The organism is Vibrio sp. SCSIO 43132 (assembly GCF_019904195.1).
In the GTDB taxonomy this organism is placed as follows: domain Bacteria; phylum Pseudomonadota; class Gammaproteobacteria; order Enterobacterales; family Vibrionaceae; genus Vibrio; species Vibrio nigripulchritudo.
Window position 1 is genome coordinate 270,031 of the sequence record NZ_CP063200.1, and the last position, 24,065, is coordinate 294,095.

General features: G+C 46.0%; 19 protein-coding genes. 7 read left to right on the forward strand and 12 right to left on the reverse strand.

Translation table 11 applies throughout. The annotated features are described in order from the left end of the window. The first annotated feature begins 282 nt into the window (after positions 1 to 282). Positions 283 to 4,563, forward strand: coding sequence for an NACHT domain-containing protein (locus INR79_RS19350; RefSeq protein WP_223098954.1), 4,281 nt, complete (start codon positions 283 to 285; stop codon positions 4,561 to 4,563). Between the two features lie 96 nt (positions 4,564 to 4,659). Here INR79_RS19350 and INR79_RS19355 read toward each other — a convergent pair whose 3' ends face one another. Together INR79_RS19355 and INR79_RS19360 are read right to left on the reverse strand one after the other, a co-directional pair. Then, positions 4,660 to 5,730, reverse strand: a complete 1,071-nt coding sequence (locus INR79_RS19355) for an SGNH/GDSL hydrolase family protein (RefSeq protein ID WP_223098956.1) — start codon at positions 5,728 to 5,730, stop codon at positions 4,660 to 4,662. A 200-nt stretch (positions 5,731 to 5,930) separates the two neighbouring features. Further along, a complete protein-coding gene (locus tag INR79_RS19360) occupies positions 5,931 to 6,587 on the reverse strand; it encodes an alpha/beta hydrolase (protein WP_223098958.1) in 657 nt (218 codons plus the stop codon). Positions 6,588 to 6,831: 244 nt separating this feature from the next. Here INR79_RS19360 and INR79_RS19365 point away from each other — a divergent pair, with 244 nt between their 5' ends. Further along, positions 6,832 to 8,430: an MFS transporter gene (locus INR79_RS19365; RefSeq protein ID WP_038125001.1), complete on the forward strand. Its 1,599-nt coding sequence runs from the start codon at positions 6,832 to 6,834 to the stop codon at positions 8,428 to 8,430. 32 nt (positions 8,431 to 8,462) lie between these two features. Here the strand turns inward: INR79_RS19365 and INR79_RS19370 are convergent, their stop codons facing one another. Beyond that, positions 8,463 to 8,873, reverse strand: coding sequence for a DUF4893 domain-containing protein (locus INR79_RS19370; RefSeq protein WP_223098960.1), 411 nt, complete (start codon positions 8,871 to 8,873; stop codon positions 8,463 to 8,465). Positions 8,874 to 9,078: 205 nt separating this feature from the next. Here INR79_RS19370 and nfsA point away from each other — a divergent pair, with 205 nt between their 5' ends. Next, positions 9,079 to 9,801, forward strand: a complete 723-nt coding sequence (nfsA, locus tag INR79_RS19375) for an oxygen-insensitive NADPH nitroreductase (RefSeq protein WP_223098962.1) — start codon at positions 9,079 to 9,081, stop codon at positions 9,799 to 9,801. 82 nt (positions 9,802 to 9,883) lie between these two features. Then, a complete protein-coding gene (locus INR79_RS19380) occupies positions 9,884 to 11,098 on the forward strand; it encodes an MFS transporter (protein WP_223098964.1) in 1,215 nt (404 codons plus the stop codon). Positions 11,099 to 11,200: 102 nt separating this feature from the next. Here INR79_RS19380 and INR79_RS19385 read toward each other — a convergent pair whose 3' ends face one another. The 5 genes from INR79_RS19385 to INR79_RS19405 all read right to left on the reverse strand — a co-directional run bounded on the left by INR79_RS19385 (position 11,201) and on the right by INR79_RS19405 (position 16,344). Beyond that, positions 11,201 to 11,980, reverse strand: a complete 780-nt coding sequence (locus INR79_RS19385; protein WP_223098967.1) for a hypothetical protein — start codon at positions 11,978 to 11,980, stop codon at positions 11,201 to 11,203. Positions 11,981 to 12,254: 274 nt separating this feature from the next. Further along, on the reverse strand, positions 12,255 to 13,025 hold the full coding sequence (locus INR79_RS19390; protein ID WP_223098970.1) for an ABC transporter ATP-binding protein: 771 nt from the start codon (positions 13,023 to 13,025) through the stop codon (positions 12,255 to 12,257). After that, positions 13,022 to 14,080, reverse strand: a complete 1,059-nt coding sequence (locus INR79_RS19395; protein ID WP_200768159.1) for a FecCD family ABC transporter permease — start codon at positions 14,078 to 14,080, stop codon at positions 13,022 to 13,024. The genes INR79_RS19390 and INR79_RS19395 overlap by 4 nt, the downstream gene beginning before the upstream one ends. Positions 14,081 to 14,144: 64 nt before the next feature. Then, positions 14,145 to 15,287 (reverse strand): ABC transporter substrate-binding protein, encoded by a 1,143-nt coding sequence (locus INR79_RS19400; protein WP_223098973.1) that lies wholly within the window; start codon positions 15,285 to 15,287, stop codon positions 14,145 to 14,147. Positions 15,288 to 15,492: 205 nt separating this feature from the next. Beyond that, positions 15,493 to 16,344, reverse strand: coding sequence for an SIS domain-containing protein (locus tag INR79_RS19405; RefSeq protein WP_223098976.1), 852 nt, complete (start codon positions 16,342 to 16,344; stop codon positions 15,493 to 15,495). 228 nt (positions 16,345 to 16,572) lie between these two features. Here INR79_RS19405 and murQ point away from each other — a divergent pair, with 228 nt between their 5' ends. Then, positions 16,573 to 17,487, forward strand: coding sequence for an N-acetylmuramic acid 6-phosphate etherase (gene murQ / locus INR79_RS19410; protein WP_223098979.1), 915 nt, complete (start codon positions 16,573 to 16,575; stop codon positions 17,485 to 17,487). A 157-nt stretch (positions 17,488 to 17,644) separates the two neighbouring features. On the opposite strand, the gene INR79_RS19415 is transcribed toward murQ, so the two are convergent. The 4 genes from INR79_RS19415 to INR79_RS19430 form a co-directional block, all read right to left on the reverse strand. Then, entirely contained in the window at positions 17,645 to 18,478 is an 834-nt protein-coding gene (locus INR79_RS19415; RefSeq protein ID WP_223098982.1) for a carbohydrate ABC transporter permease, read from the reverse strand. A gap of 9 nt (positions 18,479 to 18,487) precedes the next feature. Beyond that, positions 18,488 to 19,441 (reverse strand): carbohydrate ABC transporter permease, encoded by a 954-nt coding sequence (locus tag INR79_RS19420; RefSeq protein ID WP_022560595.1) that lies wholly within the window; start codon positions 19,439 to 19,441, stop codon positions 18,488 to 18,490. Positions 19,442 to 19,451: 10 nt separating this feature from the next. Further along, positions 19,452 to 20,540: an ABC transporter ATP-binding protein gene (locus tag INR79_RS19425; protein ID WP_223098987.1), complete on the reverse strand. Its 1,089-nt coding sequence runs from the start codon at positions 20,538 to 20,540 to the stop codon at positions 19,452 to 19,454. A 332-nt stretch (positions 20,541 to 20,872) separates the two neighbouring features. Next, entirely contained in the window at positions 20,873 to 22,093 is a 1,221-nt protein-coding gene (locus INR79_RS19430) for an extracellular solute-binding protein (RefSeq protein ID WP_223098990.1), read from the reverse strand. A 265-nt stretch (positions 22,094 to 22,358) separates the two neighbouring features. Between INR79_RS19430 and INR79_RS19435 the strand changes: the two genes are divergently transcribed. After that, positions 22,359 to 23,243 (forward strand): BadF/BadG/BcrA/BcrD ATPase family protein, encoded by an 885-nt coding sequence (locus tag INR79_RS19435; protein WP_223098993.1) that lies wholly within the window; start codon positions 22,359 to 22,361, stop codon positions 23,241 to 23,243. Then, positions 23,244 to 24,002: a GntR family transcriptional regulator gene (locus tag INR79_RS19440; RefSeq protein WP_004408071.1), complete on the forward strand. Its 759-nt coding sequence runs from the start codon at positions 23,244 to 23,246 to the stop codon at positions 24,000 to 24,002. The last annotated feature ends 63 nt before the right edge of the window (positions 24,003 to 24,065 follow it).

A 24,065-nucleotide genomic window follows, 5' to 3' on the forward strand; every position in this document is an offset into this window, starting at 1 on the left:
CAGATGAGCTTTTGGAGAAGATGAAAGAAAGCGGGGGCTCATCACAAAATGAGTGTTAACCGTATTTGGGTCGGTGAGCTGGCTGGTAGACCATCGGTTTGTGTCTAGATCCCCAAACAAGTTATGGAGTTTTTGTAAGAGAAATGAACAGAACTAGTGAAGCTCTTTCCAAACTAAATTTTTTGCCTTCAATTTTTTTAAAGAAAACGCTCTCCACTATAAAGCTAGCTAGTTGGGTTGTTTGTGCGTAACTAGTAGAATATAGGGAGTTTTTTATGCCACGTGGAACCAAATTTAGCTATGCGGAAATACATCGCCCTAGATAGACAGTTTTCTCCTGTAATAGAAAATCACAAGGACTCTGAAGAGCTAGATATTTCTCTTAGTTTGGGGATCAAAAAAGCACACAATTGGAAGTCTCTATTAAGAGAATACCGCACTGTAATTCTAGCCGAAGCTGGCGCTGGTAAGACGGTAGAATTAATGGAAATGGCAAGTAAGCTCTCAATCGAAGGGAAGTTGTCATTTTTTATTCGAATTGAAGATATTGACCGTAACTTTGATGACGCTTTTGAAATAGGTGATGAAGATGAATTTGAAGACTGGCTTAACTCAAATGATGAAGCTTGGTTTTTCTTAGACTCGGTTGATGAAGCAAAACTAGCTCATCCTAGAGCTTTTGAAAAAGCTATCAAACGTTTTGCTAAAGGAATTGGGAAAGGGGCTAAACGAGCTCATATTTACATTTCTAGCCGTCCCTATAGCTGGCGTGCCAAGTCAGACAAAGCTCTAGTTGATGCTCATCTATTCTACCCATTTACTGGTAATCAAGAAGACGTTGACGGCAAAGATAAGCAGCCCAAAAGTGCATTAAATGTTTACGGCTTACGACCATTAGACCGAAGCATGGTTCAAGCCTATTGTTCCGAAAGTGGTGTTAAAAATGTTGGCGACCTTCTTGATGAAGTTGAGCGGTTAGGTCTGTGGAATCTAGCAGAAAGACCCTTTGATTTGGATATCATCATCACGAAGTGGTTGGATGATCAATCTCTTGATGGGAGACTAAACCTGCTACAACACAGTGTTGATGTCCGTCTCAGTGAGAGGCATAACAATGCTCGACAGCCTCTTAACCTAGACAAGGCACGCGAAGGTGCTCAAAGGTTGGCTGCTGCCGTTATATTAACGGGTAATGTCGGGCTCAATGTACCGGATGCCGAAAAGGTAAAGCAAGGGATTGAGGCTGATATCATTCTGTATGATTGGGCTCGAGAAGACGTTAAGTCGTTGCTTGAATGTGGTTTATTTAACGACATTATTTATGGTGCAGTAAGATTTAGGCATAGGGATATTCGTGAGCTTTTAGCCGCGCAGTTTTTTAGTAGTCTATTGAAAGAAGAAGGCTTGCGTTCCCAAATCGAGTCTTACTTTGTTAGGGAAGTTTTCGGCGAAACCATCATTACCCCTTTATTTCGTCCTATTTTACCATGGTTGATTTTGTTTGATGCTCGTCTTCGAGCACAGATCTTGGGTATAAAGCCTGAAATAGCTTTAGAGGATGGCGATCCCTCCCAGTTACCGCTGTTAGTCAGAAAGCGCATTCTTTCAGATGTTGTAGCTCAAATTGCCGATGATACTGATGGTCGCTCTGCTCGAGACAACGCTGCTATTGCCCGAATTGCCCTGCCAGACCTGACAGAGGATGTGCTCAATCTTATTAATAAATATGCAGACAACGATGATGCAATTTTTTTCCTTGGTCGTGTAGTCTGGCAAGGAAAGATGGATGCTTGTACCGAAGCACTTACAGAAATTGCGGTATCTTGTGAGCGAGGTAAGTATGCCAGAATTGCTGCAGTACGCGCAGTACTAACTTGTGGGTATGAAGAGCAAAAATCCTTCATCTGGCGAGAGATTATTAGAAGAGAGAATATTCCTAGAGAACTGCTGAGTGAGTTGGTTGACAATACTCTGCCCAGTGATGATTTTATCAAATACCTAGTCGAGTCAATTCGTCATTTAGTTGAGCCTAAAAAATTTGAATCATCGATGTTGAATAGAGCACTGCATGATTTTATTGAGAGAGCAGAAATCAAATTCATTCCAGAGTTATTAAAAGGGATCGGTAGTTATCTTGATGTTGCTCCATTTGTAAAGCGAAGAGATTGCAGGGTATCTGAACGATATGCGTGGTTGTTTAGCTCTGCTATCAAGTGTTTGGAAAAGTTAATAGCCAATAGAGACCCATTTACTTTGTCAGAGATATCGCTATCCATTCTAGCAAATGTAGGAGCTTTGCAATTTTGGAGAGGAGGTAATTTGGATGATGTTGAACATGACCTGGGCAATCTAGTACCTGAATGGCAAGAACTTAATGATGCGCTGTATTGGTATAGCATAGAGAAATCTAGAAAATATCTAAGCGAGCAAGATAAGCCCTTGACTGATGATTGGAGCATCTCATATTTAGACCATTTTTGGGCTTTCACCATTGATGACTTCTCAAGGTTAGTATCATTTGTCAGTACTCGCCTTGAGCAAGATGACCGGCTTGTTGCACTGAATGCTGCATTCAGGCTCTATCAACAGTCAAGCTCTCCTGCAAATATGTTAGAAGAGCTTCGTATTGCAGTGCATGGAGAAGAGGTTTTAGTTTCTCGATTAGAAAATTTGTTAAATCCAATAACTCCCGAATCAACACTAAGGTACGAAGCTGAAGAAACTGAGTATCAACGACAAGCAGAAAAAGAACGGAAGGAGCAAGAAAGTAACCGAATAGAATGGATACAATCACTACAAGAAAATCCGTCTCTGATTACTGCTCCAATGGTGAAGCCTGGCGAAATCACTAACAACCATGTCTGGCTGTTAAGTGAGTTAGAAAAAGATAGTTCAGCTACAAGTCGACGAAATATAAGCCAATGGGAAAGGCTAATTCCTGAATTAGGCGTGGAAGTGGCAAATGCATATAAAGAGTTTTGTATGAATCATTGGCGAAACTTTCGCCCACAGTTGCATTCAGAGGAGGAGATTGGTAATTCAATCCCGTATACCTTGTTATTTGGCTTAGCTGGGCTAGAAATTCAAGCAAAGGAAGACTCTAGCTTTCCTAAGTCTTTGAGTGGTGAAGACCTTGGAACTCTACTGCGCTATATAACATGGGATATAAATGGATTCCCAAGTTGGTTAGAGGTAGTACACCGAGACTATCCAGAGGAAACAAACAACGCCATTCTTCAAGAGGTGTTTTGGGAGCTAAAGAATAATAGTAAAGCCAAAGAGGTTTCAAGCCATATTCTACACGACTTGGTGTATCACGCACCTTGGCTCAAACAACATCTCGCTGGCGCTGTGTTTGAGTACCTAATCAGTTCAGCCAATCTAATCCGAGCCAATAAAGAGTACTGCTTACGATTGTTGATTGAAGGTGGTATTAGCGCAGAGCAACTGTCTTTGTTAGCCCAAAAATACATATCAGCAAGTTTAGGTGACGATCATGAAATTGCATGGTGGTATGGGCTGTTAGTTGATAGTGAACCTGATAAAGGCATCCCAGAATTAGAGGAGTGGTTAGCAACACTTGAGCCTGAACGGGCAACGAACGCTGCCGAAATATTTCTGGAAGCATTGTTAGGAGGGAGGAGATCACATCGTTCTCTTTATAATGTAGGACGATTTAAAGTGGTTGCTCACCTTAAAGCCTTGTACGTCCTGATGCATAAATATATCAGAGTTAGTGAGGATCTTAATCGAGCGGGCACAGGAGCCTATAGCCCAACAATACGAGATCATGCTCAAGAAGCAAGAGAGATGTTGTTCAACTACTTGGTAGAGCTTCCCTGTAAAGAGAGCTACTGCGCATTGACAGAGCTGATAGAAGATCACCCTGATGAGTCACATCGACCTTGGATGAGAAAGAGCGCATACAAAATGGCTGAAGCTTATGGAGATGCTCCTTTATGGTCGGATAATCAGTTTAAGGAGTTCCATAAGACTAAGCAGATCTCTCCTGAGTCGCACAGGCAACTATTTAAACTGGGTGTCCAACAGATTCTTTCGATTAAGGATTGGGTAGAAAATGGTAATGATAGCCCATGGATGACGTGGCAGAGAGCGACCAAAGAAAATGAGGTTAGAACGCTAATTGCTGCTGAGCTAAGAAAAAGTGCCAACGGACATTATACGGTTGCAGAAGAGCCAGAGCTAGCTAATGAACAACGAATGGATATCTGGCTTGCTAACCCAAACGTCACCTCCCCGGTGCCGATTGAGTTAAAGTTACTTGATAAGGGCTGGAGTGGTACTGACTTGTGCGAGCGTCTTCGAAACCAGCTTGTAGGTGATTATCTCAGAGAGGGTAACGCTAGTTGTGGTGTATTTCTTTTAGTATCACAGCAGTCGGCTAAAAGTTGGGTGATAGACCGTAAGAGAGTGGGTATTGATAAGCTCGCTTCAGCACTTAAAGATTATTGGAAGTCAATTGCACATGGCTATTTAGGTATCGATGAGATAGACGTGATAGTCATTGATATGAATAAAAGAGCTTTAGTCTCTGATTCGTAACCTTGTTACTACAGGAAGTGATGACGTCTAGTATAGGAACAGCTCTGTAATTGCCAAGCAGTAGATGAATCTAACTTCATCTACTGCTTTTTTCTGTTACAGCAACTTATTCTGCTGAATGAATGTGGCTAACTTTGTTGCGATGTGTTTGTGCTCTGCTTCAGTTGGGTGCCAGATACAGGCTTCCAGTGGTGACACAAACGTGTGGCTATAAAGACCGATAACGCCTTTGCCTTTCAAAATATCCATGGCTTCGTGAGTTGCAGGGACAATGTAGTCGTAAGGGTAGGCTGGGCGCGGCATGTAGACGATATTGGCGTCGTCATAGCGGTATTTAAGCTGCTGCGTGAACTCCACCATACGTTCTACCCAGGCGGTTTTCACTTCGTCGATGTTTGCCCAAGGTTCGTGCGGCTTCGGATCGGTGCTGAAGTCGTTGGTTCCTACCTCAATCACAATCAAATCCGGGTGTTTGTCTTCGTATTGAGTGCCCGAACCGAAAATGGCGGCAGATTTGTCGGCGTAGTAAGTCAGGTCGTGGAAAGACTGATTACCATCCCAGTTTCGGATTAGCCCCAAACCAGAAAGAGAGACCTGTGTAATGCTGGAATCTAGGATATCTCCGGCTTGATGTGGAAAAGCCAGACGCGCATTTGAGGTGTTGTAAATCTCGTCCCAGGTGCAGTCTCGCTTGGTCGATTCACTGGCAAAGCCCGCACTGATGGAGTCACCAATAAATAGAATATGCGGCTGGTTTTCCCAAACGCCTTCCAGATAACCATCATGCTCCAGAGAGACAATTTCAGTCATGGCATCGTAATTTTCCGTGCGTTTCACGACTTCAACCACAACGGTTTTAGGTTCGATACTGGTAAACAGCTCAAATTTTTGAGTGGCTGTTCCCGCATTCGTCAGGATCTTTGTAGTCAGTTTCCCATCAACCAACACATCAAAATGGTCGCCTTTGCCTTTCAGGTGGATGGCCAGCGTTGTACCTGTGAAACGGGTTTTGAGGGCACTGCCCGGGAAGTTGAATTGTACTGTGCCTGCTGCGTAGTCTTTTACGCTTCTGCCTTCATAATTGATGGCGTAATGGGTAGCGGAATCGATTTGAGCGAAAGCCTGGCTGCTGATAAGACATGCCAGTAAGCCGAGTTTTTTATACATAGCAACTATCCTTTAATTATTGAATTATAAAAATTAAATAGTGCGATGGTGTGATTCAATTAAGGATTGGTGAATGTTGTGGTCTTTTGTTGAAAATATGCACTCGATTGCATTTTGGTTGAAAAGTGAGCAGGAAATCGACAACGGATTTAGAAGAATATCATGCGGCGAGAATGCGACTCCCCGCATGATTCATTGAGTCAGAGTTTCAGTGTATGGGTGAGCCACTTAGAAATATCTTTTATTTGCGGCATGCACACCTGATGCTCCATCGGGTAGGTGCGCCAGTTAGGCTGATAACCTGCTTCTGTCAGGTCTTTTTTTGCATCTTCCCCCATGGCTGGGAGCACGACTGGATCGTAACTGCCATGCATAATCTCAATTGGGATTTGCTTGTTGGCATCGGAGTATTCAATGGAATCTGACGTCGGGAAATAGGTAGAAAGTGCCAGTAATCCCGCAAGTGGTTCGTCATAACTCAACGCTGCCTGATAAGCCACAGCTCCGCCTTGAGAGAAGCCCGCAAGAATAATGCGATCGGATGCGATGCCTTGGTTTCGTTCCTGTCTGACTAATTCAATCACCTGATCTGCCGAATCAATCAACTGTTGCGTATTCAGTTTTCTGCCTGCACCCATTTCAAGAATGTCGTACCACGCAGGCATGACCATACCACCGTTAATGGTGACTGGAATCGAAGGCGAATGAGGAAAAATAAAGCGAACAGGCGCGTCTTCGGGCAGTTTTAATTCTGGCAGGATAGCCTCAAAGTCGTGACCATTTGAGCCCAGTCCATGTAGCCAGATGACGCTTGCTGTTGCCTCTGATAAGGGTTCTACTTCAACGTAGCGTAGCATTGTCGTGTCCATTGTCTGTTTTTGGTTGGGCTCACCTTACCGCCAAATCGCTTCGATTGCGAACTCGGTTTTTAGGAACACCCACACACCTCTCGTAGTTGAGATTAGAGCTAACTTCGTCACTTCTGGCAGGCATTTCCATAATATTGGGGGTGGATAAATTTTGAGCTATGGTATGTTTGTAGTTGATATTTTAATCACTAATTTCCCAAGCGACTCATTGCCTGAAAAGACCAGAGTGCCCATGAGAACCAACATCTTCATTCGTATACGCCCAATACTGTTCGCTATTTTTGCCTTTGCGATTAGCCACAACCTGTTCTTCATTATGCTTCCGATTCGCTTAAAAGATGGTGGCTTCGACTCGTCGGATATCGGCTTGGCAATGAGTATGTTCGCTGCAGGCGCTATCTGTGCGGGGTTATTTGGTTCTAAAGCGGTATTGCGGGTAGGGCATATTCGCGCTTTTGCTTCTATGGCTGCGACACTGGCAATTGTGTCTGTAATGCACAGTTACACCAGCGATATTAAGCTTACTTCGGCTCTGCGGATGATCTCTGGATTTTGCTATGTCACCAGTTTTATTACGCTGGAAAGCTGGCTCAATGTATTAAGTGACCGAAGTAACCGTGGGCGAGTGTATGGGACTTACCAGATTTGTTTCGCGATTGGTTTTGGTACAGCCCCTTTTCTGATTGCGTTTTCAGGGGCGCAGGACCCTCGAATTTTCGGCATTATTTCCGTCTTTCTTTGCATTGCATTGATCATTATGTCGATGAGTCGCCTGCCCATGCCGGAGCTGCCGGAAAAGAGTGCCCCGCTGACCATTAAGAAGCTATGGAACTATTCGCCATCTGGCACGCTTTCCTGCTTTTGTGCGGGCTTAATCAATGCCGCAAGTGTTTCGCTGATTTCGCTATACGCTTATGGAAAAGGCATTTCGGGGATCTGGCTGTCGTTGATATTGGGTTCTTATCAGGTGGGTGGGTTGCTGACCCAGTTCCCCACTGGCTGGCTGGCGGATCGTTACGACAAACGTGTGGTCGCTTCCGGGCTGATGTTCATGGGGGTGATCAGTAATACGCTGATCATTATGGAAAACTATTTCCCTATGCCTATCGAAATGCTTGCCGTGTTGTTCTGGGTATCGGGTGGTTCAGGTGTTGCTCTGTTTCCGCTTGCCGTGACTCAGGTGTTTGACCATATCGAGCCAAAAGAAGCCATGCCGGCAACCAGTACCATGCAAATATTATTGGGTGTTGGCGGTGTGATGGGACCGATTATTGCGGGTTATCTGATGAGCCAGTTTTCGATTGTCTGGCTTTACTATTACCTGATTGTCATTCATTTGTTTGTGTTTTTCTTCCTCCTGTTTCGTAAGTTGTTTATGCGTACCGATACACTGGAGTCAGTCAGCCAGTATCAAGTTAATGTTCAGCCTATTCCCACGGGCACAGCAGAACTTGACCCGATGCTGGACTTTAAGTACACCGACATTGCAGACCCAGAACTCAAACTCCTTATTGCCGCGTTAGGGCAAAACCCAACTGACCCGGGTGTGTTGTTCAGAACCGCGTTAGAAGGGTCATCGCTTAAAGCGAACGATGTAGCAATCAATATTGCCCTCGCATACCCTAAGCAGTCGGGTGAGCTGTTGGGGGAATTGATCAATCAGTACCCACAAAGGCGTTTGGAAATTGCGCACTCACTGCATGATTTTTTCATGCTTAAGAAGACACGAATCAATGCGCTGATTTATAAAGCACTACTGAATGGCGCTAGCCCAGAAGAGAGTAAAGTTATCCGCGGAATTGCGCGTAGTACTTTGGAAATGACTGGATAAATCGCGATCTCGCTGAGATCGCGAAAATACGACTATTTGGTGCGTCGGAGATCGACGTCGGTAAAGTCACTTGGGTCCGTCGAGCGGTGAACAGAGCCTGCAAATTCCCCTTTCTTTTGAGTCTGGAACTCGCCATATACGTCATGAGTACAATCGCCCCATGGGCAGAAGTATGTGCCTTCAAACTCAAAGCCTGTAGCTGTAGGGGTGACAACGCCTTTGATGCGCTGCGAACCGCTGAGCTTTTCTAACGTGAGCACTCCGTCTTTTTCGGTAATCTTGCACTTAAAATCTGGGTACGCATAGGTCTCATCCCCTGAATATTGGGTAAAAGCGCAGGCGTAGTTACCGACCAGATCTTGATTGGCGCTCTTCTCATCAGCAAAGGAAAAGGTGCTGGTTGTGATGGCAGTCAGAGCTATCATTGAAGTGATTAATTTCATTATGTTCTCTCAATTCAAAAGGTTGCCGAGAATACTGCATTCTGTTTTTGGGCTTTGAAATGGGTGACGGCTCATTATGCGTGTGAGTGCGCATAAATGTATTCTGTGATACTTGTCTTCGGTTTGCGATGGGCTCTGTCGACATCCGCCGGAAATTTACTTATAACAGAACTTCCTGAATTTTCTCAGCAAATACGGACTGCTTATGAACTCCACTATCGATACTATTCTTTCTCATCGTTCTATTCGTGCATTCAAAGAAAAATCAGTTAGCGAGGAGCAACTGGATACCATCATCAAGGCAGGAATTGCTGCCTCGTCGTCCAGTTTGTTGCAGGTAAACTCAATTATTCGAGTGACTGACCCCGATAAAAGGCACGCTTTAGTGGAATATTCAGGTGGTCAGAAATACGTAGCCACCGCACCTGAGTTTTTGGTCTTCTGTATCGACTTTAATCGCCATGTCGAAATGAACGACAAAGTGAAACCTGAATACACGGAGCTTACCCTGATAGGGGCTGTAGACGCGGGGATCATGGCGCAAAACTGTTTACTGGCAGCGGAATCGATGGGATTGGGAGGCGTCTATATTGGCGGGCTTCGAAATTGCGCTCAGGAAGTGGATGCGTTGCTAAAACTTCCTCCTCATACCGCTGTGCTATTTGGAATGTGTATTGGTCACCCCGATCAGGATCCGGAAGTAAAACCAAGATTAAGCCCAGATGTTATCGTCCACGAAAATCACTACCAGCCTTTAAACAAAACCAAGGTGGATGAATACGATCAGACTATGCTGAGCTATTACGCCAGTCGCTCTGGGAACAATAAAAACGTCACTTGGTCAGAGCAGATTACAGGAAAACTGTCAGGCGAGTCTCGCCCGCATATCAAGGGGTATCTGAACGGTAAGGGGCTTGCCCTCAAGTAAAAGTAACAATGGTTGATTAATGTTCGATTTATCGGTTGTATCACTGTGGGCATAAGCTAACTATTGATATGAGGTTGTTCCATTGATCACTGTTGCAAAACATCCACCGTTCCTTCGATTATGGTTAGGCAGTACTTCTTCCGGCTTTGCTACTTGGGGGCTGCCTTTTCTTCTAGGGTATGGGATGACCTTAGAAATGCTGTCCGCCACTTTACTCGGATTTGCGCTGGCATTTCGAACGGGCGGGTTTCTTGTCGGTGTTTTACTAGGCGGAGTGTTTGCAGACCGGTTTTCTTCCCGACAAGTGGTGTTGTACGCCAGCCTCATTGCGTTTTCTGGCATCTTATTGATGGCACTTTCTCTGCCAGCAGTCGAGGTAAGTGATACCGCACTCTTGTTACTTGGCGCGACCCTTTCAGGTTTTGGTCAGGGCGCTTGCAGACCTGCCTTTCAAGCTTTAGTCCCAAGAGTCATCGAAAGTCAGCACCTTCAATCTGCCAATGCTGCCATGAGTTTGTCGATTCGTATTGTGACCCTATTAGGTCCAGCAGGGGTCACTGCATTGGCAATCGCCACTGGATTTTACAGTGGTTTTGCGTTGCTTGGCGTTTGCTGGCTCTTAAGCGCACTGTTGCCACCTTGGGTGGTTCAGGGAAAATCGCAGATATCGGTGACCAGCTATTCACCAAAAACCATGTTGACAGATATGCAAGAAGCTTTGGTTGAAGTGAAGCAACACCCTTGGTTTATCGTAAGTCTTGCATCACTCACCATCGTGATCGCTGCAGGGTATTCCGCGACCAACGTTATGCTGCCTATCATTTCTAAGTCGGAGTTTGGCGATTCCAGCCTGCTGACCTATTCCATGACCGCATACGCATTAGGTGGGTTATTGGGGGCTGTAATCCTTGGCTACAGAAACTTTGTACCACAAGGCTGGTGGGCGCTGGTGGGGTTAGCCGTTTACGGTTTGGTGCCTTTGAGCCTGCTGCTTGGTCACAGTATTTATTTCCCTATCGCTGCTTATTTATTGGCTGGTATTGGCATCGAAATCTTTAATGTCATCTGGTTCTCTTCTCTACAAAAAGAGATCCCTAAAGAGAAGCTCGCTCGGGTTTCATCCATTGATTTCTTATGTTCTTACGGGTTCGCTCCAATGGGATTGATGCTGATCGCACCATTAACCGAAGCGTTTGGAGCCAGTGTTGTGCTGATTGGGTGTGGAGTTCTATGTATCGCAGCACCGTTACTAGCGATGAAGGAATCCAGCGCAAAGCATTTTCGGGTTGAAGGCTAAAGGCAGGCGGATTTTTAAACTTTCCAGAAGTTGGATTTACAATGTAAATTAAAGCCCAAATTGCAGAAGCAATTTGGGCTTTTTTGTCTGGTCTAAACCGCGTTATAGACGCAGTAGTGAACAGCCATCTTCTTTAGTCAGGCTAAGACCCGCACTTTGGGTGACTTCACAACTTGCTTCTGTGCCGTAGACATCGGCAACACGAACCACCTCTACCCAAGTGCTGTCTGCACCTTCAATTTTTAGAGAAGTAGTAATGTTAGAGCTTGGTCCACTTATCGCTGTCTGGGCAAATGTGACATTGTGAGTATTGCCATCAGCAGTAATAGTAGAAGAGAAAGCGATACCAGTTTTTGCGCTAAATGCAAATTTTAGTGAGTTTAGAGCAAGCAGGTTTTCGGCTTTGTTTTCGTCACGTAATACGAAATTGCCATCAATAGTGAATGCTTCATCCTTCACTGCCATACGAAGTTTGCCGTTAGCAATGATATTGAGGTCATCTGAAAGGCTACATTTATCGATTGAAAGTGACGCGACACCGTTATCGCCTTGCTGCTGTTCTACAGTTGCCACTATTTGACCGTTTCCTCGGTAACAAGGAACGGTTTCAGATTGAGAGGCGGCACGCATACCATAAAATGCGGCTTTAGCTACTTGAGAAACGCCTTGGTTACCACTTGAACCAAAGTTATTGACCACGCCTCTTGCGGCTGCTGGATCCACGGTTTTAGCACTGCCGCTCATGCCGCGTGCGCTATCGTTTGTTACCTTGGTAAGGTTAGCTGAACCGCCCCCTGTTGAAGAGTTCCCATCACCACTACCGCCGCCTCCACATGCTGTAACTAACAAAGCGCTGGAGATCAAGAGAGCCAACTTTTTCATGTCCTAAAGTCCTTAATTAAGATTGATTTGAAGTTCGAAGGCTATAATGTGTATTGTTATTATCTAGACCAAGATACCGGCATTAATACGTTAATATTCAATATATTGTCGCGAATTTATAAAAAACCTCCGAGCAGGGCATCCTATCGCTACGGAGGTTAATCTTGAATTAAATTTCGCCTAAAATGAGCGCTGTTTCATATTTTTTATATTTAGCAAACCTCAATATAAATTTTATCCGTTTTAATTTGAGACACACTCTCTAACGAGTAAACTAAGAAAGCTGAGCATCAACATACAAAGATTCCCTTTGGGTTTTCTCCAGTTGGGTATGGACTTTGTAGGTCTGCCCTAATTCCTTCAGAGACAAAATCATTTCAGGCGCACCTTGCGCAACCAGATTTCCGTTTCGCAGTAGGATGAGCTCGTCGCAAAATTCTGCCGCCAGATTGAGGTCGTGAAGTGCTGCGATAACGGTAAAGTTTTCCTCAACGGCTTTCTTTTTCACCATCGTCATTATGGAAAGCTGATGGTGAAGATCCAATGCGCTGGTCGGCTCGTCCAGCAGAACAATGTCGGGTTTTCGAACTAAGGTTCTTGCAACTGCTGCCATTTGCTTTTGACCGCCACTCAGTTCAGACAGGTCTTTATCTGAAAGGTGGGAAATACCCAGCTCATTTAAAATCTGCTCCACCAGAACAAGATCTTCAGAAGTGACACGCCACTTTGCATTGTGCTTCAGCGCTAACAATATGCTTTCAAATACGGTGAGTGCGGCATTGCATTCGTAGGACTGAGGTAAGTAAGCGATGTGTTTAGCACGCTGCGCTATCGTCATCTCAGACAAAGACTGATCATTGAAGGCAATCTTTCCTTCGTCGGCTTTCTTAATGCCAGTTATGGTCTTAAACAGGGTCGATTTCCCAGATGCATTCGGACCGATTAACCCAACAAAGCTCCCTTGCTGAATGGGGTGGGTAGTTAAGTTATGGAGTACTTTCGTCGCACCATACGCCACCGAAATATCATCAATACGCAGGCTCATGACAGCCTCTCCTTTCTTGTCGAGAAGATGATTGATAAGAACACCGGAACACCAATGAGAGCGGTAATGATGCCGATTGGATAGATCACTCCTGGCGTAATGGATTTACTGACAATAGAGGTGATGGACAATACCAATGCACCAATGATGGCGGACAATGGCAGAAAGAACCGCTGATCTTCCCCTACCAGCAGTCTGGCAATGTGAGGTCCCACCAAGCCGACAAACCCGACCGTGCCAACAAACGAAACTGCGGTGGCGGCCAGTAGTGAAATGCAAATCAGGATCTCAATGCGCAGTCGGCTGACGTTTATTCCCATGCTTTTCGCACTTTCCTCGCCTAAGCGCAGTGATGTGAGCTTCCACGTTCGGCTAAGGCAGAATGGAATCACTATAACCAGAAGCAATACACCCAAACCGATTTTTTCCCAACTTGCCCTTGAGAGTGAACCCATCATCCAGAAAATGATGCGTTGCAGCTGAGATTCAGAGGCGTTGTATTCCAACATTGAGAGCAGGGCGCTGAACGTAAAGAAGATGGCAATACCAAACAACACCATGGACTGAGTCCCTACACCTTTGATTCTGGTTAACACCAGCAGTACGGCACAGGTAGAAAGCGCAAACACAAAAGCATTGATAGTCACGAGCATGTCTTTTGCCACAGGAAAGACGGATGCACCTATCACAATAGCGACAGCAGCCCCGAAGCTGGCTGCGGATGAAACCCCTAAAGTAAAAGGCTCTGCCAGTGGGTTGTTCAGAATGGTTTGCATCAGAGCGCCAGCTATCCCGAGCATGGCTCCAACAATGATGGCGGTCAGAGCAACAGGGAGTCGGTAATCCCAGATGATCACTTCCAACTGAACGCCATGCGCCGTTCTATCCAGAAGGGTTTCCAGAACCACCTGAAAAGCAAACTTGCCGGGTCCGACACTCACATCTATTGCGACAGACAATGTAAGAAGTATGCTCAGTGTCAGCAGTATCCAGTATTTGCTTCTTACCCGCGATAAGTAACTTTGCGAAATTGATTGAGAGTGGGTGACATCCATATTCAGCCTCAATTGTCAGAGATCTGGGTAACTCTGCATCGAACAGGTTACCCAAATCTTTAAATCAGTGAAGCTCTGCCCAAAATACGCCACTGTAATCTATTGGCAGGAACTTATCGTGCAGCTCGACAAATATCTTCTCAGGGTCAACATCCTTAAAGTCATTTGGGTAGAACCATTTTGCGAAGGTCAGTAAAGCGACAAAGTGATAAGGACTGTTATAGAACTGGTGATAAACGGAATAGAATTTCTTGTTTTTGACAGAAGAAAGGGTTGGCCAGCCTTTACGTTCAGACAGTTTTTTCAACCTTTGCTGGGCTTTTTCTTTCGTCGCCTCATAGCCAAATAGCACGGCTGCGGTGTCGGGCTTGGCTTCTGACCAGTTTGCTCCTGTTCCGATAATCACATCAGGGTCATCGGCGAAGATTGCTTCTGGGTTTACCTTGCCGCTAAAGCCAGAAAATTTACGTGATCCCCAGTTAATGCCACCTGCTTCATCGACCAATCTACCTAGGTTGGCGCTGCCGAACGTAGAGCAACACTTATCTGGGTTAAAGCCAGCAGCTCTATCTATGAATACGACGGGTTTGTCTTCCTCTTTTTTGGAGACGACACGACCGTAAACCATCTTCATGTGTTTCTGATAGTAATTAACGAACTTATTGGCTTCATTCTCTCTGCCGAGTACCTGTCCCAAGAGGTAAATACTTGGCACTGTATTCTGAGTCGGGCGCTGGCGAAAATCGACAAAGATGACCTGAACGCCAACCTTTTCCAGCTTCTCTATCAGCCCGGTTTCTTTTGCTTTCAGCAGGTTTCCTAAATTCAGAATCATAAGATCCGCATTCAGGGTGATGACCTTTTCTATGCTGAAATCATTGGCGTAAGGGCTTCCTAAATTGGTGATGTTTTCAACCTGAGGGAATTTGCTGAGATAGGCTCGATAGGCATCTGGATCCCATTTCATCAGGTCGTCTTTCCAGCCGACCACTCGCTCAAAGGGGTTGCCTTTCTCAAGCAGCGCAAGGGTATACATCATCCTTCCTTCACCCAGAATGATTTTCTTCGGCACCTTTGGAATAGTGACAGAGCGACCTGCAAGGTCGACCACTTCTATGGGCTGTGCCGAGACAGAAAATATGGAAAGGCAGAAGGTAACGATCAGCGCTTTGAAGACGCGAGTCAGGGTGCGATTATCCGTAATCATGTTTCATTTCCTTTTAGAAAAATAAACCCACTAACCGTGTCTTTTCTGTTACATACGGGTTAGCGTTCCATGTACACTAATTAAACTACATGATAATGATTATTATTTGCAAGTGATAGAATTGTAAACTTTAGGTTGAATTTAAGGAGTATTACTCATTGTGCAGTGAGATAGAAGGTTAGATAAACTCTTTCCAGCGTTTAGGCTAAGTAAGAATCTGATTAATATCAGTCCCTATATCACTGAACAGTTCGCGAGCCTGTTCGTCCCTTTGCTGCAATAGCGTAATGAACAGTAAGTCTGTGATAACGTTTTGCGCGGTACGTGAGGCAATGGATGAGCTTCGATGACGAGTTTCGTCAGCGATGGTGTCAAAGATAATATCTGCCGTGTCGCGAAGGTGGCTTTTTCGCGGGGAGGTAATGGCGATGACTTTTGCGCCTTGTTCTTTGGCGGCTTCGGCGGCAACCAGAATTTCTTTTCTGTCACCTGAAAATGAGATAGCGATTTGTACATCCTTAGAAGACAGGGTTCTTGCTACCGCAATCTGAACGTGGCTATCTTGCTCTACCAGAGTGGTAATGCCGAGCTTGAGCAGTTTATAACTCAGGTCTTTGGCGGTTAACGCAGAAACGCCAATCCCTACCACTTGCACCCGTCGGGCTTCATCGAGCCATTTCACTGCCTGATAACAAGCTTCATAAGACAACGCATTCGTGGTCTGAAACATTGCGTCCGTCTTGGTTTTAACGAGCTTTTGAGCGCTAACGGCTAGCGGGTCATCTGCCAGAATATTGCTGTGTAATGGAGTTTGTCCCAGTGCCTGTTTGCGCACAATTTCTTCATTCAAAGCCAGTTTGAATGCACTGTACCCTTTGTATCCAATTCGCTGAGTAAACTTAACGATGCTCGACTGGCTGACTTTTACCTGCGCCGCGAGTTCCTGGCTGGTGAGTGATGCTGCCTTTTCTGAATTTTCAATAATCCAGTCTCCAACCAGACGTCCACTTTGAGAAAGTTGAGTGCGTCTGGCGACAATTCGATGGATAACGGACATAACAAAAAATTCCTAATAAATTATTCCAACTAAGAAATAATGACCGCCAATCTAATGCAATGAATACTGGCAAATAATCTAGGTATGAAAGGCGTTTTGGCTGAAAAGCTTGTCAATTATTCCAATGTTTAGCTGTACAAAGAATAACCTTTATTGTGATTTTTATCACTATGGTTGAATATTTTATTCAATAAAATTGGGGCGAATTTAGGATGCTGAGAACAAGGAATGAACCGCGACGAGTTACGCCGTTTGACGACGGAAAGCCGCAACCCGAACAGTGCCGATATCGACACACTATCCACTCTCGAAATGTTAAAGGTCATCAATAACGAGGATCAAAAAGTAGCACTGGCAGTGAAAGATGTTTTGCCACAAATCGCCGAAGCAGTGGACGCCATTACAAACGCGCTGGCGAATGATGGGCGGTTGATTTATACCGGAGCGGGAACGTCTGGTCGGCTGGGCATTTTAGATGCAAGCGAGTGCCCACCAACCTATGGCACCTCACCAGATATGGTCGTGGGAGTGATAGCTGGAGGGCGTCAGGCAATACTGAATGCAGTCGAAAATGCGGAAGATAACGTAAGCATGGGCAAACAAGATCTGATGCAAATTAAACTGAGCAACCGGGATGTGGTCGTGGGTATCGCAGCAAGCGGTCAGACACCCTACGTGCTTAGCGGTCTGGACTACGCGAATGAATTGGGTGCGACCACGGTATCGATTTCCTGCAATGCGGCGAGTGCAATGGCAGACGTTGCCGACATCGCAATCACGCCCATTGTAGGACCTGAAGTCGTCACTGGGTCATCGCGAATGAAAGCGGGGACGGCACAAAAACTGGTGCTGAACATGCTCACCACAGGAGCAATGATTCGCAGCGGAAAAGTGTTTGGAAACCTGATGGTCAATGTTGAAGCCAACAATGCCAAGCTGGTTCAAAGGCAAATCAATATTGTTATAGAGGCGACTGGGGTTTCGGCGGATGAAGCTAGTCAGGCGCTTGAGCAGTGTGGTCGTCAATGCAAAACCGCCATCTTTATGATTCTCGCAGGGCTGGATGCAGAACAGGCGAAATCGCGTCTTAAAGAGCATAACGGCTTCATTCGTTCCGCATTGGAGGCACAGCAGAGTCTTTAATACGAACCCGATTTAAGAATTAAAACCATAAGATAGACATGACATTATTAAGCTAACTCATTCACCCTCCTCCCCCTCATATAGGAATGAAATAGCTAACGCTCTTGATGATTCAAGAGCGTTTTCTTTTGTTTTGAAAGTAATCTGATTTAGGTGGCTACTTAATCGCGCCTGCTGTCATGCCAGCGATAAAGCGACGTGACTGGACAATAAATATGACGATCATCGGCAATGCCGCAAGCGTTAATCCGGCATAAAGAACGCCATAGTTGATTGAGTACTCGCCAAAGAATGCGGTTAAGCCTTGCGCCAGTGTTTTCCATTCAGGTGACTGGATGAAAATAAGCGGGAAGAAGAAGTCGTTCCAGATGGGGACGGCGTTGTAGATACCTGCAATCACCAACGCAGGGGAAATCAACGGCACCATAATCTGAATCATGATCCTCAGTTCACTTGCGCCATCTATGCGTGCACTGTCTTCCAAATCTTTGGGGAGTGTTCGCAAGAACCCGGTCAGAATAAACACGGTGGCGGGCAAGCTCATTGCGGTGTAGATGCAGATCAGCCCGACTAAGCTGTCTACCAGCCCCAGATATTTGAGCTGGATAAACAGCGGGATAATCGCCAGCCTAAGTGGTAGCATCAGCCCGGATAAAAAGAACAGAGATACCATCAAAGAGCCACTGAATCGGTAGCGAGCAATCGCATACGCGGCCATGGTTCCAGTGGTTAAGAGGAAAACGACCGAAAGCAGCGTCACAATGATGGAGTTGAGGAAGTATCTGGGTACATCCGTTTCGTTCCAGATGACATTGAAGTTATCCAGATTAAAGCTGTTCGGCAGAGAAAATGGCGTAGAAAAAATCTCCGGATTGGTTTTGAACCCTGATAGAACCATCATTAATATCGGGTACAGCATGATGAGTGCACCTGCACCCAGAAAGATATGAATAAGCCATTGTTCGAGCGAACTTGTATTTGCCTGTTTCATTTCTGCCTCCTAATCCATCTTAACTTCACGCGCCGTCAGTAACTTGGTCGCGATGATTGAGAAGACAAAGATAAAAATAAAGATCAGCACCGCGAGTGCAGACCCTGCTCCAAATTCCGTGCCACCAGCGCTTACCGAGCCAAATGCTGTTCGGTAGAAAAGCAGCCCCAGCATGTCAGTTGAATAGGAAGGAGAGCCTTCCAGCCCAGACATGATGAATGGCAGTTCGAACCAGTTAAACGAGCCAATAAATGTCAGCACCACAATAATGGTGACCGCAGGTGCCATCAGAGGCCAGATAATGTCTTTGGCGATCTGCCATTCACTCGCACCATCCAGTCGAGCGGCTTCAATAAAATCTTTGGGGATACGGTGAATGGCTGCAAGAAATACCAGAGTCGGAAAACCGACCCAGGCCCAGGCATTGACCAGTAACATAGAGGGCAAGGCGGTTTCCGTTAGACCCAGCCAGGGCAATGCCCACTCGTTGAGTCCGATGAAATTCAGCCCTTTGTTTATCAGACCAAAAAACGGGTTAAGGAACATTTTCCACTGGAAACCAATAATGACTGTGGAAAGAATCACAGGCAGGAAAAACACCACCTGATAAAACCGCCCGCCTTTTGGATCGCGTGCCAGCAGAAGTGCGAGGATCAAAGCGATGCCATTCTGAATGATCATCAGAGTGACAAACACAATCACATTGTTCTTTAACGCATTAAACAGATACCAGTTGCGATTCGGATCGAGCAGTACGTCTTTGAAATTTTGAAGGCCGACAAACTCTCCTCGTATCAGACCATTCCAGTCGTAAACGCTGTACCACAGCGCCGATCCCATTGGCAGAAAAACGAACACAAACAGAATCGCCGCAGGAGGAAAAAGTAAGAACGCAAGCCAGAGCCTGCGATTACGTTTACGCCGCGCTATTTCGCGCTTTATAACGAGATCGTCTTCTTTCATGAACTCCCCCTTATCGCACCGCGTTGTCGTCGGAGTCAAACAGGTGGCAGTTTTCGATCAGGAATCCGATTTTTATGGTTTCGCCAACCTCAAACTCCTGATCGCCGGGTGCATGAACCGTGATATCTTGCCCCGTCGGTGACATGGCATACAGGTAGGTTTCTCCGCCGAGCCTTTCCACTGCATACACTTCGCCGCTTACCTGACCGTCGGATTGCCCTTCCAGCACAACGTGCTCTGGCCTGACACCAAACGTGACTTTATCCCCCGATATGAGAGAGCTTGGGTCAGAGCACGGAAACGGAATGGCATCGTCGCAGCCTTCCAGCTTTAACGTTACTCCACTATCGGTTTTGCCCAGGATCTCCGCAGGAAAGAAATTCATGGCTGGTGAACCAATAAACCCGGCAACGAATCGGTTGTTAGGCTTTTTATAAAGTTCTAATGGGGGACCCACCTGCTCGATAACGCCATCTTTAAGAACCACAATTTTGTCTGCCATGGTCATGGCTTCAACCTGATCGTGGGTCACGTATATCATGGTGGCATTTAGGCGTTTATGAAGCTTGGTTATCTCGATGCGCATTTGCACGCGCAGCTTGGCATCCAGATTAGACAGGGGTTCGTCAAACAGAAATACTTTTGGGTTGCGAACAATCGCACGACCAATCGCCACCCGCTGACGTTGACCACCCGAGAGTGCTTTGGGTTTGCGGTCGAGGTAGTCGGTTAACTGCAAAATCTCTGCGGCTTGCCGAACCTTCTGGTCTATTTCTGCTTTGGGGGCTTTCGCTACTTTCAGCGCGTATGACATGTTCTGATAAACCGTCATGTGCGGGTAGAGTGCATAAGTCTGGAATACCATTGCCAGCCCGCGTTTTGAAGGAGGAAGGTGATCGACTCGGTCGCCATCGATTTCAATCGCACCATCGGTAAGATCTTCTAACCCTGCCAGAAGGCGTAATAGAGTGGATTTTCCGCAGCCTGAAGGTCCTACAAATACCACAAACTCGTTGTCTTTGATGCTGAGGTTTGCCCCCGGAATGACTTCAACATCACCAAAGCGCTTTTTCACACTGCGCAACTCAATACCTGCCACTCATTTCTCCTTACAGCAAAGCTAAATAACCTGAACTCGGGATAACAACTTGCTTTCTAATGGCTCTTTTCACTTAATACTGCGTTGAACCCTCTCCCAATAACCTGTTATTGGTTCGTGGTTTCGCCTTGTCTTAAGTGAAAATTTCTCATTAGAATGTCTAGATAGAAAATTTTCATTTATTTTAAAGGATTAGCTAACCTCTTATCCCGATTTCAGGTTAAATAAACCCTTTAGAAAACGAGTCTGACTTTCCAGCGACATGATGAGTGTTTTTCATCAATATCATCTGCGTGGAAAACCGGACTGCGTTCTTATTTGTTTTATGTTTATTATTTTGACGCTTTAATGCCGTCAGACACTTCTTTTGCCACGGCAGCCGCAGATTTTTTACCTGCCATCAGTTCCTGCAAACCATTTTGTAGCAGTGTGGAGCCTGTTGGTTTCTTAAAGCGATAACCTACCAGCATGATGTATGGTGTTGCGCTGCCATGAAACTCAGATATTTTCGCCAGCATTGGATCAGAAGACACTGCCCCGTCTACTGCGGCAACATTGGCCAGTTTGTCGGTAAGCATTTGTCCGAATTCTTGCGTCGCCAGGAAGCGGGCAAATTTGAGTGCTGCTTCTTTGTTTTCAGAGCCAGAGTTAACCGCGTAGCCGCCGTCGAGCCAGGTTGCGACCATTTGGGAATCCCCCGCTTTCGCTGCTGGTCCCGGCATGATGTCGAAATTGATTCCCGCTTTTCTAAAGCCAGCGATCTCCCAGGAACCACCAACAAACATAGCTGCAGCACCAGATGTAAATAGCTGCTTCATGGTTGCGTAATCGACACCTTCATGACCCTGAGGCAGGAATTCTCTCAGTTCGCCGAATTTCTCCATAGCATCGACGTAACGCGCATCTTCAAAGTCGGTCGAACCTGCGGTCACTTCGCCAAAAAACGATTCGCCGTAAAAGTTAGGCATAAACGCGCCCGACATGACTTCCACCGTCCATCCGTCTTTAGTGCCGTTGGCTAAAGGCATGATGCCCGAGCTTTTTAGTTTCTTCGCTGCTGCGACAAACTCATCCCAGGTGGTGGGTGGGGTAATCTTCTGAGCCGCCAGCAAATCCGCGTTGTAGTAAACAAGAATGGTCTGCGATGCCATAGGTACGGAATACACCTTGCCATCAGAGCGGAGTGTCACCCCTAACAGTTCGTCTTTGGAGAAGCCGGAAAGGTCTACTTTGCCATTTAACGGTTCGAGGTAACCGGGTGCGGCAACACTTTCAAATGCCCCGTAGGCTCGGGTGTGGATGATGTCGGGTCCTGCTCCGCCCGTGAGCGCCGTGGTTAATACAGTGGCGTAGCTCTTCGCTTCATGAGCGGTGTAGTTGATTGAAATATCCGGATTGGACTTTTCAAATGCCGCGATGATCTCGTTGTAGGCTTTGGCGTCTTCTTGTCGCCAGCTCCAGAAATCGAGCTCAGCTTTGGCAAAAGTGGAAGCACTGCACAACAGGGCAGCGGCAGCAAGAATGGTGCGAGTAGTCAATTTTGATCGATTCATTTTCTACTTCCTTGTTCAGACAGCTAATTCAGCGACTAGCCGGTTTTCTTTCATCCAACTGCGCTACGTTTGTGACGGCTTTACCAATACGTACGCGCAAATTTGACTCCCTTTACTCTGTTTTTGATAATACCTTTAAAATACCATTTGTCTATTTATTGATCGAATTGGCGCAAAAAGTGTGTTAAACATCATATTTGGTATTGTTATAGGTATTACAAATACTCAAGTCGTATCTTGAGAGAATCTGACTGAAAGGAGCAATATGCACGACGTGGATTCCCCCTTTGTTATTGCCGTCGATGGTGGTGGTACGAAATGCATTGTGCGGTTATCAGACCAGAGTGGTCGCGTACTGAGTCAGGTGCAGACAGGCTCAGCAAATGTGGCGACTAATTTTGAAGTCGCAAGACAAAATATCATGGAAGGTATTTCCCAAGCTTATGCAGAAGCCGGGCGTGCACTTAATCAAAGTAAAGGGGATATCATCGGGCTTGCCCTTGCGGGAGCTGAAAGCAGTGATCGGGTTGGAGAGCTGCGAGAATCCCTGAATTTTGCTCAGGTGGTGATTTGTTCTGATCTTGAAGCCACTTTAAAAGGGGCTTTGGGTGATGAAGATGGCGTTGTTGCAAGCATTGGGACTGGGTCGTTTTTTCTGTCGCAGCAGAATGGTGTATATCAGCGTGTTGGTGGCTGGGGGCTGTTTCTTTCTGACGATTGCAGTGGTGCGGCGCTAGGAAAAGCCCTTATGCGCTATGTTGTAAATGTTCACGACGGTATGTTACCTTCCAGCCCCTTGATTGATAAGACATTCGCGAAATTTGACAGCCAAATTCGGAATTTGGTGAACTTCTCGCTTCAGGCTTCTCCTAAAGACTGCGCCGAGTTTGCATCCGACATTGTGTCCGCCTATCAGAAGGGGGACCCGGTCGCGCGGCAGCTGGTGTGTTCCTCTGTTTCAAGGTTGGTTGAAATCCTTGAATTTCTGAATGCGCAAAAAACAGGGAACCTATGTATGAACGGTGGTTTAGCCACTTTTTATCAGCCACTTATGCCTGAGTCTTATCAAGCCATATTTGCAGAGCCCAAAGGAAATGTTCTGGATGGGATAACCTCTATAACCTTGAATACCTCGACGGGAGCACTTTGAATGAACGTTTCGGATGTCCTAGATCCTTCCAACTGGCTGACTGAAAGTGGTGGGCTTCGTTACCTGCAACTGAAGAAGGTGTTGGAGCGTGCGATTCTGGATCGATCATTACCTCCCGGTACTCAACTGCCGTCAGAACGTGAAATTGCAAAGATCACTGGTCTTTCACGAGTCACAGTAAGAAAAGCATTTGCTCCTCTGGTTGAAGACGGATATCTGGATCAACGTCAGGGAGCTGGCACTGTAGTTGCTGAACGAATGACGCGTGTGGAACAGTCGCTCTCTCGGCTGACGTCTTTCACTGAAGACATGGCAAGTCGTGGTATGGAAGTCAGTTCTGCGTGGTTGTCACGACAAGTTGTTAAACCGTCACCCGAAGAAATCATGACGTTGGGCATCAGCCCTTCGGAGTCCGTTGTGCGTTTAGAACGCCTACGTTTTGCTGATGGGCAACCAATGGCAATAGAACGGGCGGTATTACCTCAATCCATTCTGAATGATCCTATGAAAGTGCAGCACTCGCTTTACGCGGTGCTCGATGAACTCGACCAAAAACCCGTGCGGGCAATTCAGCACATCATGGCATCCAACCTGAATGAAGAGGATGCACAACTGCTAGAAGTGAATGAAGGTGTGGCTGGGTTGCAGGTTACCCGAGTGTCTTACCTGGCTTCAGGTTCAGTCGTAGAACTGACCAAATCCATTTATCGCGGCGATGCGTATGACTTCGTTGCGGAGCTCAATCTTCAAAGTTCTTAACCTTCCCTAAAGACGCGAACAAATAAAAAATGTCAGAGCCAAATGAATCGGCTCTGACATTTT